The sequence below is a fragment of the Acinetobacter halobius genome (assembly GCF_044130335.1).
In the GTDB taxonomy this organism is placed as follows: Bacteria; Pseudomonadota; Gammaproteobacteria; order Pseudomonadales; family Moraxellaceae; genus Acinetobacter.
Genome location: NZ_JBIQOD010000014.1, coordinates 13369 through 32708, shown reverse-complemented (window position 1 = coordinate 32708; position 19340 = coordinate 13369). Strand labels below are relative to the sequence as shown.

The 19340-nt window shown below is 39.5% G+C and carries 18 protein-coding genes; 8 read left to right on the top strand and 10 right to left on the bottom strand.

What is annotated here, in order from left to right:
* Positions 1–28: 28 nt before the first annotated feature.
* The 9 genes from ACE01U_RS12410 to ACE01U_RS12370 all read right to left on the bottom strand — a co-directional run bounded on the left by ACE01U_RS12410 (position 29) and on the right by ACE01U_RS12370 (position 10275).
* Positions 29–1057, bottom strand: a complete 1029-nt coding sequence (locus ACE01U_RS12410; protein WP_086210049.1) for an AraC family transcriptional regulator — start codon at positions 1055–1057, stop codon at positions 29–31.
* A gap of 309 nt (positions 1058–1366) precedes the next feature.
* Positions 1367–3220, bottom strand: coding sequence for an ABC transporter ATP-binding protein (locus ACE01U_RS12405; protein WP_395579594.1), 1854 nt, complete (start codon positions 3218–3220; stop codon positions 1367–1369).
* Between the two features lie 244 nt (positions 3221–3464).
* Positions 3465–3623: a hypothetical protein gene (locus ACE01U_RS12400; protein ID WP_228147006.1), complete on the bottom strand. Its 159-nt coding sequence runs from the start codon at positions 3621–3623 to the stop codon at positions 3465–3467.
* Between the two features lie 303 nt (positions 3624–3926).
* Entirely contained in the window at positions 3927–5165 is a 1239-nt protein-coding gene (locus ACE01U_RS12395) for a mechanosensitive ion channel family protein (RefSeq protein WP_086210047.1), read from the bottom strand.
* Between the two features lie 267 nt (positions 5166–5432).
* Positions 5433–5969: a DUF2058 domain-containing protein gene (locus ACE01U_RS12390; RefSeq protein ID WP_086210046.1), complete on the bottom strand. Its 537-nt coding sequence runs from the start codon at positions 5967–5969 to the stop codon at positions 5433–5435.
* Positions 5970–5989: 20 nt separating this feature from the next.
* Positions 5990–6658: a YoaK family protein gene (locus ACE01U_RS12385; RefSeq protein ID WP_086210045.1), complete on the bottom strand. Its 669-nt coding sequence runs from the start codon at positions 6656–6658 to the stop codon at positions 5990–5992.
* A 39-nt stretch (positions 6659–6697) separates the two neighbouring features.
* Positions 6698–7891 carry a serine/threonine transporter SstT gene (sstT, locus tag ACE01U_RS12380; protein ID WP_086210044.1) on the bottom strand — a complete coding sequence of 398 codons (1194 nt, stop codon included), beginning with the start codon at positions 7889–7891 and terminating at the stop codon, positions 6698–6700.
* A gap of 224 nt (positions 7892–8115) precedes the next feature.
* A complete protein-coding gene (locus ACE01U_RS12375; protein WP_395579593.1) occupies positions 8116–9855 on the bottom strand; it encodes a SulP family inorganic anion transporter in 1740 nt (579 codons plus the stop codon).
* A gap of 102 nt (positions 9856–9957) precedes the next feature.
* Entirely contained in the window at positions 9958–10275 is a 318-nt protein-coding gene (locus ACE01U_RS12370) for an ArsR/SmtB family transcription factor (protein ID WP_086210042.1), read from the bottom strand.
* A gap of 392 nt (positions 10276–10667) precedes the next feature.
* Here ACE01U_RS12370 and rutD point away from each other — a divergent pair, with 392 nt between their 5' ends.
* The 8 genes from rutD (at position 10668) to cysK (ending at position 18147) form a co-directional block, all read left to right on the top strand.
* Complete coding sequence (gene rutD / locus ACE01U_RS12365) at positions 10668–11471, top strand: pyrimidine utilization protein D (protein ID WP_151707443.1); 804 nt, start codon at positions 10668–10670, stop codon at positions 11469–11471.
* Positions 11472–11811: 340 nt separating this feature from the next.
* Positions 11812–12924 (top strand): pyrimidine utilization protein A, encoded by a 1113-nt coding sequence (gene rutA / locus ACE01U_RS12360; RefSeq protein WP_110974003.1) that lies wholly within the window; start codon positions 11812–11814, stop codon positions 12922–12924.
* Positions 12921–13670: a pyrimidine utilization protein B gene (gene rutB / locus ACE01U_RS12355; protein ID WP_151707444.1), complete on the top strand. Its 750-nt coding sequence runs from the start codon at positions 12921–12923 to the stop codon at positions 13668–13670. The genes rutA and rutB overlap by 4 nt, the downstream gene beginning before the upstream one ends.
* A gap of 31 nt (positions 13671–13701) precedes the next feature.
* Entirely contained in the window at positions 13702–14085 is a 384-nt protein-coding gene (rutC, locus tag ACE01U_RS12350; RefSeq protein ID WP_086210038.1) for a pyrimidine utilization protein C, read from the top strand.
* A 103-nt stretch (positions 14086–14188) separates the two neighbouring features.
* The gene (gene rutF, locus ACE01U_RS12345; protein WP_086210238.1) at positions 14189–14713 is read left to right on the top strand and encodes an NADH-dependent FMN reductase RutF; all 525 of its coding nucleotides are present in this window, start codon (positions 14189–14191) and stop codon (positions 14711–14713) included.
* 35 nt (positions 14714–14748) lie between these two features.
* The gene (gene rutG / locus ACE01U_RS12340) at positions 14749–16104 is read left to right on the top strand and encodes a pyrimidine utilization transport protein G (RefSeq protein ID WP_086210037.1); all 1356 of its coding nucleotides are present in this window, start codon (positions 14749–14751) and stop codon (positions 16102–16104) included.
* A 45-nt stretch (positions 16105–16149) separates the two neighbouring features.
* Entirely contained in the window at positions 16150–16986 is an 837-nt protein-coding gene (locus tag ACE01U_RS12335; protein WP_395579624.1) for an NAD(P)-dependent oxidoreductase, read from the top strand.
* 162 nt (positions 16987–17148) lie between these two features.
* Complete coding sequence (cysK, locus tag ACE01U_RS12330; RefSeq protein WP_119063476.1) at positions 17149–18147, top strand: cysteine synthase A; 999 nt, start codon at positions 17149–17151, stop codon at positions 18145–18147.
* A gap of 76 nt (positions 18148–18223) precedes the next feature.
* On the opposite strand, the gene ACE01U_RS12325 is transcribed toward cysK, so the two are convergent.
* Positions 18224–18835 (bottom strand): TetR/AcrR family transcriptional regulator, encoded by a 612-nt coding sequence (locus ACE01U_RS12325; RefSeq protein WP_086210034.1) that lies wholly within the window; start codon positions 18833–18835, stop codon positions 18224–18226.
* Positions 18836–19340: the final 505 nt, after the last annotated feature.

The following is a 19340-nucleotide window of genomic DNA, read 5'->3' as shown; positions in this document are numbered from 1 at the left end:
TACATGCTTTTTTATAAAAACAAAAGGCTTATAAATAGGGATCTTTACGCCAATTACTTGGGCTGCGACCACTCCAGCGTTTGAATGCACGGCTAAAATTGGCTACATCGCTATATCCTAGTTCATCTGCAATTTGTTCCAGACTATAGTCAGTACGAGAAAGTAGTGAGGTGGCATGGCGGTATCGAACTTCGTCAACAATGGTGGAAAATGAAGTACCTTCAGCAGCCAATTGGCGTTTCAGTGTTCGATCAGACATGTGTAATAGGTCAGCCACGTGCTCGATGCTTAAATAGTGTTGTTCCGATCGGGTTAGAATGTCACGAACTCGCATAGATAATCTTCGGCGTTCACCCATAGCGGAGAGTTCGGCTTCACACTGATTAATCGCAATTTGGCTTGCAAGTGGGTCGGCATTGACCATTTTAAAGCCTAAGTAATGTTTATCAAAGCTTAAAAGTAGATGAGGTTGATCAAAACGAACACTATGGTTAGGCAACTTTGTGCGGTAGCGGTCAAAGCCTTCTGGCTCTGGAAAATCGAAATCAATTTCACCAGCCAGAGCCTCAATACCAGTGAGTGCCTTACTCATTGACACAATCCCAAAAATAATACTGATCGCAATATCCGTACGCAAAGGTTCAATATCAACATCGCAACGTAATTGTAAAGTTGCTTTTTCGCCAAAGGTAGAAAAGAAAAGCTGCAAAAAAGGCATACGTAGTTGAATAAAACGATTTGCCAGAACTAAAGCTTCACCAATATCATGTGTGGTCATGATGGCATAGCCAATGAAACCATGAATTGAAATACGCATCTGCGTACCAAGATGGTAGCCTAGAGTGGGCTCACCAGTCAGACGACTGGCTAATTTAACCAATTCATTCGCAGTATGCACTGGGATACGAAAATCAGGCTCAGCAAGTTGTTCGCTGGTGAGTTGAAAAGGGGAAAAGAGTGCCTCTGCGTTATAGCCCCAGCGAGACACAACATCTAATAACAATAAGCCATAAACACCAGGAATTCCTTGATCTTGGCGAAGTGAAACTGTTTTCATGCGCGATCCATTGCATTTTTCTTTCTTTTCGGTCTGAAGTTATATTGGCATGAATAATGAAAATCCATGAAGTATATTGTTTGACAATATACTTTGAGCAAATATAGGTTCAGTTTATCGGTGTTTGAATTCCTCTCAAGTAAATAATAAATAGCATAATTTTTCGTTGCACACATAAGTATTTTACTGTGCTTATAACGATTGTTATAAATAGGCTAATCGTGACTATAGATAAATTAAAAAGCCTAAATCACCTCTAAGGAGATCTAGGCTTAAATGATCATTCAGTCAATAATATTGTTTAGTATATTAAGCTTCCTTTTGCGCTTTGATCGGATGTTGTTCTGTTAAAAAACCACCTGTCTGACGCTGCCATAAATGTGCATAAATGCCATTTTTCTCAATCAGTTCCTCATGCGTCCCTTGCTCAGCAATATGACCTTCATCGAGCACAATTAAACGATCCATTTGTGCAATGGTTGAGAGTCGGTGTGCAATTGCAATTACCGTTTTACCTTCCATGAGGTCATCTAAACTAGATTGAATCGCAGCTTCAACCTCAGAATCCAAGGCACTGGTGGCTTCATCTAAAATCAGAATAGGCGCATCTTTTAAGAATACTCGAGCAATTGCGATACGCTGACGTTGTCCACCTGAAAGTTTTACCCCACGCTCACCGACATAGGCTTCATAACCCGATTTGCCACGTAAGTCTGTTAGTTGTGGGATAAACTCTTCAGCTTTGGCTTTGCGTACGGCAGCAAACATTTCCTCATCTGTTGCATTTGGACGACCATATTTAATGTTTTCAGCGACACTACGATGAAGTAAGGAGGTATCTTGAGTGACTAAAGCAATATTGCGACGTAAGCTATCTTGAGTAATGTCTTCAATATTTTGTCCATCAATTAAAATTTCACCTTGTTTTAACTGATAAAAATGTAATAAAAGTTGAATGAGGGTGGATTTACCTGCACCAGAGCGACCCACAATCCCAATTTTTTCACCTGCACGAATATGTAAGTTTAAATTGTCGATGACATTTTTACTGTTATACGCAAAAGTTACGTCATTAAACTCAATCACACCTTGTTTAACTTCAAGGTCTTTAGCATTAGGCTTATCTTGGATATTAATCGGGCGACCAAGCGTTTTCATCCCATCTTGAATGGTACCGACATTCTCAAATAAGGCTGAGGTTTGCCACATGATAAACTCAGCAATACTACTCAGCTTCAAAATCATGGCTGTTGCTGCTGCAATGACACCAAGTTCAGCCTGTCCATTCATCCATAACCAGACAGCTGTGCCGAGGACACCAACGTAGAGCACGACATTTAAAAATAGGATGCTAATTTCATACTTTGCGCCCAACCGCATTTGCTTATAGACCGTAACCATAAACTCTTGCATCGAGGCTTTGGCATATTGGCTTTCACGCCCAGCATGGGCAAAGAGTTTAACGGTTTGAATATTGGTATAAGCATCGGTTACACGGCCTGTCATCACCGCACGAGCATCAGCTTGTTCGTTAGAGACTTTGCTTAAACGTGGAATAAAGTGATACGCAGCACAAATAAATAAAGCCAACCAAACTAGCAAAGGCACAATTAACAACGGTGAAATAGCACCAAGGACTAGATTGACAGTGATAAAGTAAATCAATACATAGGCCAACATGTCGCCTAAAATGACCCAGAACTCGCGTACGGCGAGAGCTGTTTGCATGACCTTTGCAGACAATCGTCCTGCAAAATCATTATGAAAAAAGTCGAGACTTTGTTTCAGCAAAAGATTGTGAAAGCGCCAACGCAAACGCATTGGGAAAGAACTAAACAAAATTTGGTGCTTAATAATGGACTGGAGGCTGGCAAAGAAAATGTTGGCTAACAAAATACAAAACAGCAGGCTAAGGTTTGAACTGTGTTCTGCTAAAAAGGTTTCAGGCTGACTTTTGCTGAGCCAATTTACCAGTTCACCAATTTTTGCATAAAGGAGTGCTTCAAAACTGGCCGCACCAGCAGTGAATAAAACTAAAATCACTAAATATTGACGGACACCTTTAGCTGCCTGCCAAACAAATGGAAAGAAAGTGGTTGGTAAAGGCTGGTTTAGTCCTTCTTCTGGATAGGGATCAACACGCTTTTCAAACCATTTGAACATAAATAAAACCTTGTAAAAATAAGCTGTTTAGGGAATAACAGTTTGTTTTATAGATAATCAGAGTTCGAGAATTTTAGCATGAAAAGGTCGTTCAGTTGTTTGTAAATTACAAGACCATGTGTCTGTTTAGGAAATGGTAGTTTTGTCCAGAGAGAATTGCTTTTAATACAAATTTTGTGCTTAGACATGGTGTTTTATACAAGGGAATCCAATTTAAGTTGGACTCCCTGAAACACTTAATGTGTTAGTTTGCTTGAGCTTCCGAAGTCGCCGTAACATCAGCTGCAGTAGCTTCCGAAGCAGAAGTCGTGTTTTCAGTTGTAACTACCGCTTGAGTTGTTTCTACAGATTGCGCTTCTGCTGCAAAGGAAGAAGTCGCTGCAACAGCTAAAAGAGTAGCCATGAAAGTTTTATTTAAAGTATTCATTTTAGAATGTCTTACTAAAGTTAAAAGGAATGGCTAATTTAATGAAGAGAAAAGGTGGATGTTGTGATAAAGACGTATATTTCATGTAATTATTCATGTAATTTATTTACACAATACTCAATCTAATTAACACAGTTTTTAATCACTAATGTTAAAGCAGAATAGATTTTCCCGGGAAATGATGAAAATTAAGCCAATAGACTTAGTAAGTATTTTTATATATTTGAAAAGTTTGGGCACACTCAAATTGAAACTATTTGAGTGTGCTAAATAAGAAATTTAATGTTCAGATAGTGCAACTTGCATATCATGCCCTGAAGGTGCTTGGTAAATTCTGAGTCCAAACTCTGGAATAATCGCAATTAAATGATCAAAAATATCTGACTGAATAGCCTCGTAGTCTTTCCATGCAATTTGGTTGCTAAATGCATAAATTTCTAGTGGCAAACCTTTTTCCGTTGGCTGTAACTGACGTACGATGAGGGACTGGTGTTTTGAAATATTGGGATGCTGATTAAGGTATAACTCGACATAAGCACGGAACGTTCCGATGTTGGTCAAGCGTCTTTGGTTACACGGTGATGTATTGTCAAGTTTTTGATTAAACTCAATCAATTCACTACTCTTATGATCTAAATACTGATCTAGTAACAGGAAATCGCGCAGTTTAACTTGCTCTTCTTCTGACATGAAATGAACACTGCTTTGATCAATATAAATGGAGCGTTTAATACGCCGAACGCCAGACTGTGACATTCCACGCCAGTTTTTAAAGGTGTCAGTGACCAATTTGTTGGTTGGAATGGTGGTGAATGTTTTGTCAAAATTCTGTACGGTAATGGTATGTAATGACATATCAATCACATCGCCATCGGCATTAAGTGAGGGCATTTCAATCCAGTCTCCAATACGTACCATGTCATAAGATGAAATCTGCACAGAAGCCACCAATGACAAAATTGTATTTTGGAAAACCAGCATCAACACTGCAGCCATTGCACCAAAACCTGCAAGCAAAGTGAAGACATCTTTTTTCAGGAAAGTCCCTAGAATCATCAAACCACAGACAATAAAGATAATCAGCTTGATGAGTTGCAAATAACCTTTGATGGGTTTATTGCGTGATTTAGGATTACGCTGATACACCAAATTGAAGATATTAAGCAATTCACCGATGGCTAAGGCGATGGTCAAGAAGATGAATGCTTGCGCTGCCATTTGCACAAAGCTGACCATTTTCGCAGACAGGTGGGGAACGGTGACGATACCATTCATAATGACGATTGCTGGGACAATGTTCGCAATTCGACGAATCACACTATGCTGCGACATGATGTCATGATTGGCAAATTTTAGCTTAGTGATGAGATGCCGAATACCACGGACAACAACATGTTTAGCAATAATATAGGCCAATATTGCAATTAAAATCAGTATGCAAAACCCTGTGAGCATTTCGATCCAAGGATACTGATCTGACCAGTCTTTTAAGTTCTGTATAAAATGAAATTTATCCAAAATTTAGTCTTCTTTTGATTAAAACACTGAAAATAGTGTAATCAGCTATACAGATTAATCAAATCATGTCACTAAATTTATACACGTTTTCAACGACTTGATTATTTACTCGTTGTTGGGAGCGTTGGCTGAATTATAGATAGATTCAATAGATGTGTTGGATTGAAAGATAAAAGACCAACATGATAAGGAGGGATTTATCACTATCATTTTATTGTAAAAAAGCCTCCTTGTCGGAAGCTTCTTGAACGTTAAATGGTCAAATCATTACCACATTAAGTCATCTGGAATGACATAGGCTGCATAAGGATCTTCTTCATCAGTGACAGCTTCATTCTTTTCTGAGTTATTGACAATAATAAAACCTTCAAGTTTAGCATTGATACGTTCAGCTAAAGCTTTTGGTAAGAAAGCATAGTTGTCATGATCACGAGCAATCACCAAACTGCCTGCAACTAGGGCATTATAAATTTGTTGATTGATATATTGTTTTTTGATTTTGCCATCATCAATAAATTGGTAGATGACTTCGCCATCCGTATCACGGATTTTATGCTGTGAAATCATTTGAATAATGGCTGCTTTGAGCTCTTTTTCTTGCAACAGCGTTTTCTTCTCAAGCTCTATGGCTTGATCTTTCTCTAATTTTTGCTGTTTGTCTTGCGCAATTTTTGCCTTAATCTCAGCTTCATTGCTTTGACCAGTTCTTTGCTCATGCACTGCTTGTTTAGAGAGTTTTTTTGCCTTTTTATTGTCGACTAAACCGGCTTTGAGTAACTGAGCCTGTAATGCATTTTTAACCATAACGAATTCCACAATTGCGTTTAAATACGACGATATCGAAAATAGATGATCCAATATACAACACTAAGGATCAAGCTTAATGCTGTCGGGATTAAGAAAGAGTTGAGTTTGAAATAAGGGTAGATCAAACTTGCGCTGAGTCCACCAATGAAAAAACCAATTAAAATAAGAAGATGTAATACAACACGGCGTCGCTCGACCACGAGACCTCTTGCCCGATAGCCGAGTGCTAAACCTAAGTCGGTTAAGACACCAGACAAGTGTGTGGTTCGAATGATGGTTCCTTTGTAGTGGCTGACCATGGCATTTTGTACACCCATTGCAACACATGCCCAGAGCAGTGCATAGCGCGGAAAGTACGGCAGGAACAACCAGCATAGAAAAATAAAAAAAGCCACCAGACTAAGGGGTAAGCCATAACGGCGACCCAACTGAAAGTGGCTATTTCCTAAAATGATACCGCTGTAAAATGACCCTACCACATAGCACAATGTAACAAGCGCAAGGTATAAGATGTGCTCAGGTTGCCAGTTCGCAAGTGACATGGCTAAAACACTGATATTACCTGTCATGTGGGAAACGGACTGGTGTAATACTGTGACCAGTCCTAAAACATTAATCATTCCAGCATTAATTGCTAAAAAGAATGCACCCAGTTGTATCCAAAATGGTAAGTGTTGAAATGGCATAACTTCAAAAATGAAACAATGTACTGATTCTACAATATATTATTTTGAAGCTCGGTCAACTGCTGCAGTGAATAATACATCAGTTGATGAATTAAGCGCTGTTTCAGTTGAATCCTGCAATACGCTAATCACCATCCCGATAGCAACGACTTGCATCGAAATATCAGAAGAAATACCAAACAGGCCGCAAGCAACAGGGATCAACAGCAAAGAACCACCTGCAACACCAGAAGCACCACATGCTGACACGGTCGCAAGTACTGATAAAATCATCATCGTAGTAAAGTCAACATCAATCCCCAAGGTATTGACTGCTGCAAGTGTAAGTACAGTAATGGTCACAGATGCGCCAGCCATATTGATGGTTGCACCCAAAGGGATTGCTACGCTTGCCGTAGACTCAGGAACGCCTAAGCGCTTTGCAAGGTCCAAGTTAACTGGAATATTCGCAGCAGAACTACGTGTAAAAAATGCAGTAATACCGCTTTCACGTAAACATTGGAATACTAAAGGATAGGGGTTGCTGCGTGTTACAACCGCAACCATAAGTGGGTTAATTACTAGTGCCACAAAAGCCATAGTACCCAGCAATACTGCAAGCAACTGAGCATAGCTTTCTAGAGTACTTAGACCCGTTTCAGCAAAAGTGACGGCCACTAAGCCAAAAATACCCACTGGTGCAAAGTTAATTACGAGGCGGATAACACTGTTTACCGCATGAGCTGTGTCATTTAAGAAGTCTTTAGTCGTGTCTTTTGCATGGCGAAAAGCTACGCCTAAAGCAACAGCCCAAGCTAAAATACCAATGAAGTTTGCTTCGCTAATTGCAGTTACAGGGTTAGCGATGAAACTGAGCAGTAAATTCTTAAAAATTTCAATCAGGCTACTTGGTGCTTGTAGATCCGTATTTGCAGGTAAATTTAAGTATAATGTACTTGGGAAAATAATACTGACGGCAACCGCTGCAAACGCAGCGAGCAACATACCAATTGCATACATGATGATAATTGGACGTAGATTTGCACTGTGGCCCACTCTAAAATTGGCAATAGAGGCAAGAACTAAAACGAAAACAAGTACAGGCGCCACAGATTTTAACGCTTTAATAAACAAGTCGCCTAGTAGGCTCAAATAAGGTGCAACACCGGGAAAAACAAGAGCTACACCAATACCTAAAATAATGGCAATGATAATTCGAGTAACTAAACTCATTCGCGCTAAAACAGAGAACATAGAGGCGCCTTGAAAATTACGAGGACAAAATACGGATTTTAAGTGCGCCATTTTATACCTAATTTCCTAACTGACTGAAAAATATTTAAATATAAAAATTAAGTTATTGTAATTTCAGTTTTTATTATTCATTCTTATTCATAAAAATGACATATTTAATGGGTTTTTATCATAAAAAGACATAGAAAGTTTTTCATTTGTGCCAAAAAACTTTCATATATAGATCATATTGAATGTGTCGATAGAAGCTGTGGTGCAAGCGTTTGAATTGCTTGATAATGAGTCAAGAATATTTTTCCACTTAAATGCTTCAACAGTTTTGAGCCTTGTAACCGATCCATCACAGGGCCTTTAACTTCCGATAAATGCAACTGAATGTTTTGTTTAGATAACTCTAAATTGATATCTTCTAACATTTCTAAAGCACTTAGGTCGATACTGCTGATACTTGAACAATTGATCACGACATGAGCCAGTGCAGGTTGCTGGCTGACTGCATTAATCAGTTCACCTTTTAAGACATTGGCATTGAGAAAACTTAGGTTTTCATCTATACGCATGGAAAGCACTTGTGCAGCTGTTTGAACATCATGACGTTCAACATTGCGAAAATGTTGTGTACCTTCGACCAAACCAATCACCGCAATATGTGGACGGCTAATTCTCCAAAGCAATAAAACAAATGTTGAGATCATGCCAATGATCAGACCTGTTGAAATATCTATACATACGACCCCAAAGAACGTGATCCACATAGCAATACCATCTGCTTTTGAATATTTCCATGCTTCAATAAAGGGTCTAAAGTCTACCAATTTCCAAATAGAGACAATAATCGTTGCAGCCAGAATGGCTAAAGGCAGGTTTTGAAAAAAACCAGTAAAGTATAAGCTCACTACAATAATCAATAATGATGATATCACTCCTGCCATAGGGGTTTGAGCGCCTGCATCTGCATTAACGACAGTACGAGATAAACTGCCTGTGACAGGAAAGGCTGAACTCAAACCAGCACTGATGTTGGCTAATCCCAAAGCGATCAGCTCTTGGTTACTATTCAGTTGACTACGATTTTGTAGCGCTGTTGCTTGGGCAATAGACAATGATTCAACAAAACTGATCATTGCGATCATGGTGGCGCCTGGCAACAGTTGCAGAACTAGAGCCCAGTTCCAATACGGCATATCGAGCGGAGGCATACCAGATGGAATTACTCCGACCGTTTTGATTCCAAATGTTTGCAGTTGGAAAAAATAGACTAAGGCGATCGACGCAACCACTAAAAATAAAGGAATGGTGCGCGAAAGTAATACAGTCGATCCGAACCAAGACTTAATGGCATGGCTGTTTAGTAGTTTGGGAGTGTAAATTAAAAAAGCGATGGCGCAGAGTCCAAAGACTAGCGTCCCTACGTGAGTGAGACTAATGTATTGCCAAACACTAGTCGCAAACTCGGGGATATTATTGGCTTTTAAAGGCAGATCAACAATAAACTTCAACTGACCCAAAGCAATGAGTAAGGCCGAAGCAATAATGAAACTTTGAATAACGGGATGGCTAATGAGTTGAATTAAAAAACCAAAGCGTAGCATCCCCAAACACAGAGAAATAACACCGACCATGAGCGCCAATAGACAGGCTGCCTGTATATAGACAGGTGAACCAACTTCGAACATTGAATTCAAAGTCGCAAAGGTCATCATGGAAATGATGGCAACGGGACCAATCGAAAGCGTGGGACTGCCGCCGATGATGGCATAAATAATCATCGGGATGATACTGGCATATAATCCTGTAATTGGAGGTAAACCTGCCAACATGGCGTATGCCATGCCTTGAGGAACCAACATGGCAATGACAATAAAGGATGCAAGTAAATCTGATTTAAAAGTAGGCGTGTCATAGTGCTTGAGCCACTGCCATGCGGGGAGATAAAGGCCTAGACGACGATTCCAATCAGACATAAAAAAATCTAAATCATAAATTTAGATATATTATGCATAAAAAATGCTAAGAAGTCTTAGCATTCATTATACTCACATCAAAAATAGCATAATTATTTGATTTTAAAGACGTGGTTTAGGGCAATACAACTGATATAAAGTATTTAAGACTTCTACCATACGTTCGTCTTTAATGGAGTAGTAAATTTGCTTACCGTCACGACGTGTATTTACGACATCGCTTTTGCGTAGCATCATCAATTGCTGAGAAAGTGTTGGCTGTTTGATGTCAGTAATTTCTTCAATTTGTGAAACATTAAGTTCTTGTTGCGACAAATGGCATAGAATTAATAAACGATCGGTATTGGCTAGAGATTTTAAAATACTCACAACAACTTCAGCAGAGTCGCGCATAGACGTGATTTCAAGTCCTGTGTTCATTTAAAACCTACTCATAAAACAAAACAACTGTGCGCTTAGTATAAAACCAAGCAGTTCATAATGTTGTGTTTTCATGTGTAATATGCATGGCTTTTAGTGAAATAAAATATTAGTTAAAGTTATATATACGTTCTATTTACATCAAAAATAGTTATCTTGAATATCACTTAAGTTCTCGATATTTATATAATTTAAGGATAAAAATTTAATAATATTTGTATTCTTTATGATTATTTATAATAAGCTTTTATTATTTTTTCATATATGAGTCTTATGACAGCATAATCTTTCATCTATTTATAAAATAGCACTATAAAATTTAAAAATATATGTATTTATTAAAGGCATAATTATTGCAACTTATTTTTTTTGACCAATAAGTAAATTTTAAGATGAATGTACAAATTTTTCCCTCAAATGAAGAAAGTGCAGAATATGTGGTTCTATCGTCTGGTTTAGGCGGACATGGTCAGTTTTGGCAACCCCAAATTCAAGTGCTACAGTCTAAGTTTCATGTATTGATTTACGATCAAGAAGGTTGCTGTGCTGATGCAGCATTATTAAAACCAGATTATTGTATGCGAGATTTGGGGCAGCAACTTTTGCTGATTTTAAAACAACATCATATTCAACGATTTCATTTTATTGGTCATGCATTGGGCGGCTTTATTGGTGCCGAATTAGCATATTTATGCCAACTGACAGCGTATCGTATGTTGTCCATCACGATTTTAAATGGCTGGGATACGCTAGATGCGCATACTTATAAATGCTTTGAAACACGAATCAATCTTTTAAAATGGGCTGGAACAGAAGCTTATGTCAAAGCGCAAGCATTGTTCTTATATCCACCCGCTTGGATTTCAGCAAATATAGAAAGTATTCAAAAACAAGAACAGCTCCAAGTTCAAAACTTTCCACCACATGAAAATGTATTACGACGACTGAGTGCTTTAATGGCTTTTCAACTGAGCGAGGAGATACGAGTGGCTTTGCAGAATATCCCTATGCATTTGATCGCGAACCAAGATGATTTCCTTGTGCCTTACCAACGCTCACAAAAGCTAAAACAGTTGTTTCCGCATGCGCAGTTGACTCTTTTAAGGCAGGGCGCTCATGCGGCGACTGTAACTGAGACAGCACGGATGAATAACGAAATATTGGGCTTTTTAATAGCACAGGAAAGTTTGGTTTAAATGTTAATTGTTTAATTCAACTTTATAAAATAAAGGTGTCTAGATTTTATATCTAGACACCTTTTTCTTTAGGCGAATACATTTAAAAAAACTAGTTTGGTTCATTTTCTGCACAATGTTCGACCATAGATCACAAATATAGTGCATGGTGATAATTATTATTTTACTTTTTGGTAAAAAATAAAAATAATTAAAATATAATAAATATTTGAAAATAAATAATAAAAATAAATTGGCACGGCTTATGCAAATGTATTTTTATCAAACAAAGAGTAAAAACTTTGCGCTGATTGAATATTTTTAATTCATCAGCATTCACCGAGGCCAGAGGATAAAAGAGATGAAAATAGGTGTGTTTTGCCCGATTGGAAATAATGGCTGGCTGCTTTCGGAAAGCGCCCCACAGTATATGCCTTCATTTGAACTAAACAAAAAAATTGTTCAACGCGCTGAGCATTATGGCTTCGACTTTGCTTTGTCGATGATTAAGCTGCGTGGTTTTGGCGGGAAAACTGAGTTTTGGGATCATAACCTTGAGACATTCACTTTGATGGCTGGGCTTGCAGCAGTAACCAGCAAAATCAAAATTTATGCAACAGCAGCGACATTGGTAATGCCACCTGCAATTGTGGCGCGTATGGCATCAACGATTGATTCTATTTCAAATGGGCGCTTTGGTTTAAATGTGGTGACAGGTTGGCAAGCTCCAGAATATACGCAAATGGGGATGTGGCCAGGAGATGAATATTTTGCACAACGTTATGAATATCTCTCGGAATATGTAGAAATTCTACGTGAACTTTGGGCAACAGGGCGTTCAGACTTCAAAGGAGAGCATTTTACCATGCAAGATTGTCGTGTCAGTCCACGTCCACAAGCAGACATGAAAATTATTTGTGCAGGTCAGTCTGATACAGGACTTGAGTTTTCTGCCAAATATGCCGACTACAACTTTGTCTTTGGTAAAGGGTTGAATACACCAACAGCCTATGCAGAAATCAATGACCGCTTAAAAGTACAAACGGATAAAACAGGCCGTGACGTGCAAACCTATGTGTTGTTCATGGTGATTGCTGCACAAACCGATGAAGAGGCACATGCAAAATGGCAAAAATATAATGCTGGTGCAGATATGGAGGCCATCAATTGGCTAATGAATCAAGGTGGTAAAGATACCAAATCTGGAGCAGATACGAACATCCGTCAAATGGCCTCTTCAGTTTCACCTGTGAATATCAATATGGGAACCTTAGTAGGCTCGTTTGAGCATGTTGCACAAATGTTAGATGAAATTGGTGAGATCCAAGGGACGGAAGGCATTTTGCTTACCTTTGATGATTTTGTACAAGGGGTCGAAGACTTTGGTCAGCGCATACAACCTTTAATGAAATGCCGTGAACATATCGTGGTTGAAGAGGACGTATCCCAAGCTATTTTGGAGAAAAGTGCATGAATGAGCCGATTGTCTGTACAGAATTTACTAAACAGTGCCTGCACGCAAAAACATTGAAAGCCGAACCTGAACATATTGCATTGGCACCTGAGCACACGGCATTGATTGTGATTGATATGCAAAATGCCTATACCTCAGAAGGTGGCTATTTGGATTTAGCTGGGTTTGATGTATCTAAAACTAGACCTGTGGTTGAAAACATTCAAAAGTCCGTTCTTGCTGCACATGCAGCGGGTATACAGGTGATTTACTTTAAAAATGGTTGGGATGATCAATATCGCGAAGCAGGAGGGATTGATTCGCCGAATTTCCATAAGTCGAATGCTTTAAAAACCATGCGCAAAAATCCTGAGCTACAGGGAAAGCTATTGGCAAAAGGTGGTTGGGACTTTGAGTTGATTGATGCACTAAAGCCAGAACCACAAGACTTGGTGATTGAAAAGCCTCGTTATAGCGGATTTTTTAATACCGCACTGGACAGCATGTTGCGGGTACGTGGAATCCGAAATTTAGTTTTTGTTGGTATTGCGACCAATGTTTGTGTTGAGTCAACTCTCAGGGATGGTTTTTTCTTGGAGTATTTCGGGGTAGCTCTTAAGGATGCGTGCTATCAGGCTGGGCCCGTCGAAGCACAAGAAGCAAGTCTCTATAACATCAAAACCTTTTTTGGTTGGGTATCTGATACACAAAGTTTTGTAAACACCTTTCAGACCTCTGGCAATAAGCCTCTGGCAAAAACAGCATAAGCCAAACATACAATAGATTAAAGGAAGTCTCATGCCTAAAGAAATTATTGTGCCAGAAGGCACAGCGAAACCACTGGCTCCATTTGTACCTGCGACTAAGGCTGACAATATCGTCTATGTATCAGGCACTTTAGCTTTTGATGAACAGAACAATGTTGTCCATGTGGGCGATGCAGCTGCACAAACTCGACATATTTTAGAGACTATTAAACGAGTCCTTGAAACAGCTGGCGGTACGATGGATGACGTGACTTTTAACCATATTTTTGTGAAAGATTGGGGGGATTATGGTGCGATTAATGCTGTATATGCCGAATATTTTCCAGGTGATAAGCCCGCGCGCTATTGTGTCCAAACTGGATTGGTTAAGCCTGATGCTTTAGTGGAAATTGCTTCGGTTGCACATGTGGCTTGAGTTGAATAATCAAATTTTAACGTCCTGAATGGAGGAATTTGACATTCAGGACATGGAGAATACGATGAATGCAAAACTATTACACCAAGATCAGGTTGAAGCCATGCTAAACACTATAGTGCCTGAAGAAAAAGCGGAAGTGATATTGGATCAACACCTGTTCCGTCAAGGCATGGCGAATCTTGGTGCTGCGGTTAATGTGATTACGACGGATGGTGCAGCGGGTCAGGCAGGTTTTACTGCATCGGCAGTATGTAGTGTGACAGATACACCACCGACCTTATTGGTCTGTTTAAACCGTTCATCTTCTGTGTTTGATACATTTAAAACAAATCAAGTACTGTGTGTGAATACGCTATCGAGCCAGCAACAACATTTATCTAACGTATTTGGAGGCAAAACTCCAATGTCTGAACGTTTTGCTCAAGGCACATGGTCCACACTTTTGACCAATGCTCCAGTCTTGGATGATGCCTTAGTGAGTTTTGACTGCGAAGTGGTGCAGAGTATGTCTGTGGGGAGTCATGATGTTCTGTTTTGCCAAGTCAAAGCCATGAAGCAAAGTTGTGGACTGAATGCACTTATGTATTTTAAGCGTGGTTATTGCGAGCCATTACCAATGTGTTAATTCAAAAAATCCTACTTTTAAGGGAGGGGAAACCCATGCAAACAAAAGAATCGTGGTTTCCAAAATTTAAGCCTTATCAAGGCGATTTAGATACAACTGCTGTGCAAACAGATGAGTACTTGCCCGTAGGCAAAAGCATTATTTTAGGATTACAACATGCTTTCGCCATGTTCGGTGCAACTGTGCTTGCGCCATTGCTGATGGGTTTTGATCCGAACTTAACTATCTTTATTACAGGGATTGGTACGATACTTTTCTTCCTAATGACTGGCGGACGTATGCCAAGTTATTTGGGGTCTAGCTTTGCCTTCATTGGTGCAGTGGTTGCAGTCACAGGCTACACGGGTGTCGGATCAAATCCAAATCTTTCGTTAGCATTGGGTGGAACCATTGCATGTGGTGTATTGTACGCTTTAATTGGCTTAATTGTGATGCGTACAGGCACAGCATGGATTGAAAAGTTGATGCCACCTATTGTGACAGGCGCTATCGTAATGATCATTGGTTTACACCTTGCACCTGTTGCAATTAAAAGTGTATCGGCCAATCAATTTGACTCTTGGATGGCCTTAATCACAATTATTTGTATTAGTGTGATTGCGGTATTTACCAAAGGGATGGTGCGCCGCTTATTGCTTCTTTTAGGCTTGGTTGCATCCTATTTTATTTACTTCTTACTGACCAATGTCATGGGTTTTGGTACTGCAATTGACTTTGCCAAAGTTGGTCAAGCAGCATGGTTTGGTTTACCGACTTTCCATAGCCCAACCTTTGATGTAAATGCCATGATGTTGATTGCACCTGTTGCAATTATTTTGGTGGCGGAAAACTTAGGACATTTCAAAGCAGTTTCAGCGATGACTGGGAAAAATTTGTCTCCTTATATGGGTCGTGGTTTCTTTGCGGATGGCGTGTGCACTACGCTTTCAGCTTCAGTTGGTGGAACAGGGATGACGACTTATGCTGAAAACATTGGAGTCATGGCGGTCACTAAAGTTTATTCAACCACAATCTTTGTTTTTGCAGGTGTGTTTGCCATTTTACTGGGGCTTTCCCCTAAGTTTGGTGCAGTGATTAGTACGATTCCCGTTGCACTCTTGGGTGGTGCATCCATTGTTGTTTTCGGTTTGATTACGGTTGCGGGCGCAAAAATTTGGGTCGATAACAAAATTGATTTTACCAAGAATAGTACTTTAATGATTGGTGCGGTGTGTCTGATTATGGGAACAGGTAATTACAGCTTACAAATTGGTAGTTTTGACCTAGGTGGTATTGGCACCGCAACACTAGCAGCTATTCTTCTTAATCTTTTCTTAAACCGAGGCAGTGAAAATGAGCAGGCCATAGAAAAGTCGGATGACCAAATCAATAGCACTATTGCACACGGTTAGGAGTACGTTTTGAGTCTGAATATTGCATTTATAGGACTGGGCGCAATGGGTTGGCATATGGCCTCCCATTTGCCAAAACTGGGTCATAATGTTTGGGTGTGGAATCGCACATCGGAAAAAGCTGCATTGCATGCGCAAACCTTTGGCACTGAGCCCGTTCAAATCCAACAAGCGGTGCAAGCCGATATTATATTTTCATGCTTACCGACCAGCGCAGATGTTGAAGCTTTAATTACATTACATCCACCTAAGTCTGAAAGTTTATGGGTGGACTGTACCAGTGGCGTGCCTGAGTCTGCGCAGCGAATTTCCACTGATTTGGCAGCACGTGGTGTAACTTACTTAGATGCACCTGTTTCGGGTCAAACCATTGGTGCTGAACGCGGTACGTTAACGGTTATGGTAGGTGGCAATATCGCTGGATTTGAAAGGGCAAAACCGATCATTCAGGCATTTGCGGGGCTGATTGAATACGTCGGGGAAAGTGGTGCAGGCTTTGCAGTTAAGGCGGTGAACAATACACTCATGGCAACACACTTATGGGCTCTGTCCGAGGGTTTGTCTATTTTGAAGCATCGAGGCGTTGATTTGGTCGGAGCATTGAGTTGTATCAATCACTCTAGCGGTAAAAGTACGATGTCTGAAACGGTGATGGCGCAAAAAGTTTTGAGCCGAACTTTTCAAAAAACTTTTGCTTTAAACCTGTTGCAAAAAGATATTGGCATTGCGTTGGATTTGGCGGAGGAAGGACAGATGAAAACTCCTATTTTTCATACAACGCAGGAATTGTTTTTAAAAACAGATCGAGAACAGGCTCCGCAAGTGGATTTTAGCGCGGCAGTCACGGAGTTGGAAAAGTGGAATAGCCTAACACTAATATAAGTGGCTCACTTGGTACTAAAAGTATGGGGAAACCCATACTTTTTCCGTTTAAATGATTTATTTATCAAATAAAAACATATGCACGACCAAATGTCAGTTTGCATTTAAAAATCAGGGTATGATAATCAATACATCATTAAAAACAACATAGGAAACATTGCTATGAGTACGGATTCAGCTTTTCCAACGCCTCATAATTTAGGGATAGCGGTTTATAGTAATAACGCAGAAGCGATTGGTAATACCCCATTGGTTCGTATCAACCGAATTATACAAAGCCCAGCAACCGTTTTAGCCAAAGTTGAAAGCCGTAACCCAGCATTTTCAGTCAAATGCCGTATCGGGGCTGCACTTATTGCAGATGCTGAAGCGCGTGGTGTACTTAAAGAGGGAATGCACATCGTAGAGCCTACCAGTGGGAATACTGGGATTGCTTTGGCATTTGTTGCTGCAGCAAAAGGCTATGCATTAACCCTGACTATGCCATCAAGTATGAGTATCGAACGCCGTAAAGTAATGAAAGCTTTAGGTGCTAACTTGGTGCTTACCGACCCTGCAAAAGGCATGCGTGGTGCGGTAGAAGAAGCACAGCGTTTAGTAGATGAAAACCCAGAAACTTATTTTTTACCACAGCAGTTTGAAAATCCAGCAAACCCAGCTATCCATGAAGCAACTACAGGCCCTGAAATTTGGGAAGCAACAGGTGGTAAAGTTGATATTTTAGTGGCTGGTGTCGGAACAGGCGGTACGATTTCTGGGATTTCAAGTTATTTTGAAAAAGTAAAAAAACAAGCCTTGTACTCAGTTGCGGTAGAACCTGCTGAGTCGCCGATTATAGGGCAAACCAAACGTGGCGAAGCTTTGACACCTGGACCACATAAGATTCAGGGGATTGGCGCTAATTTTATTCCTAAAAACTTAGACCTTGACTTGGTCGATGAAGTGATGCCAATTGATGCTGCAACAGCAATTGATTGGGCACGTAAAACAGCAAGTCAAGAGGGTATTTTAGTGGGTATTTCAAGTGGTGCAGCGATGGCTGCTGCAGCAGAACTTGCAGTACGCCCTGAAAATGCGGGTAAAACCATTGTGGTGATTTTACCTGATGGTGGTGAGCGTTATTTATCTTCAGTTTTGTTTGAAGATATTTCAGCTGATTAATTGGATGTAAATGTAAAAAGCCAAACATCAACTGTTTGGCTTTTTATTATTTTAGTCGCTTAAGCAGTTTTGAAACTTAAAGGACTGCGTGTGAAATTTTATCAGGTGTCATGAGGGCTTGATTAACATACAGTTTAATCAGGCGTTCGCGTGAACCAATTGATTTTTGATAATACGTTGAATTGAGCAACAAAGAGGCACCGTAGGTCACTGTCCATACATAAGATAAATAATCACGAATGGACATTGCGCTATCTAAAGACTTTAAGTAGTCAGAGGTCATGTCTTTAATTTCGATAATACGTTGCTCACGTATTTGATAGAGCTTCTCAAAAAGTTCTTTAAGTTTACGTTCGCTATTGGTTAAACGTTCTTCAATAACGTGCAGTAAAATCGTACGATTTGAATTTAACATGTTGTACAACATGTATTCAGAAACATAGGTTTTAATATCATTATTGTACTTCTGAGAAATTTCCAGCAAGCGAGTTTCATTCAATATAATCAACTCCAAATAGAGTTGGTTCTTACTTTTGAAATGCTTGTAAATTGTACCCTTGGCAATATCGAGTTCCGTTGCTAATTCGCTTAAGGTGATGTCTTGATTATTATCTAATAACAAAGTCTCAGCCATAGCTAAAATTTTCTCTTTGCGTAATAGAAAATTCTGTTGGCGTACTGAAGTCATTGGCTTTTCCAGTATATTTTATGAGAACTATAGAGAGGCTATTTAACTCGGTTCAATATTTAAATTCAACTAAGGTCTTGAATATTACTACAATCGTTTTAAAAATATCCACTTGTTCAAGAATTGAAATAAATTTGTTTGCAACAGCTGAAGACAACTGTCAGTAAAGTTAGCCTCTAGAGATCACTTTTATGGAAATACATTTCATTTTTGTGATTTTTACACTATTGTCAGAAAAACTATATATTGCCTTAAACGTAGTGATGGATAGTTCTGGCTCAGATCTAAGCCTACATTGGTTATTGCGTGTTGAACTATTCGGATGCTTCGATTCTATCGAATATTACCGATTGCGCAAGATCATAACGTTGTGAGCGAAATCGTGGACTAAAGGCATCAAAAATAAGGCGTTTAAATTGAGCCTTTATTAAGACGAAGAATAGTTATGGAGCGTTTTTGAGTGCATAAAATGTCGCTTAAAAACAAATAAACATCAAAAAGGATG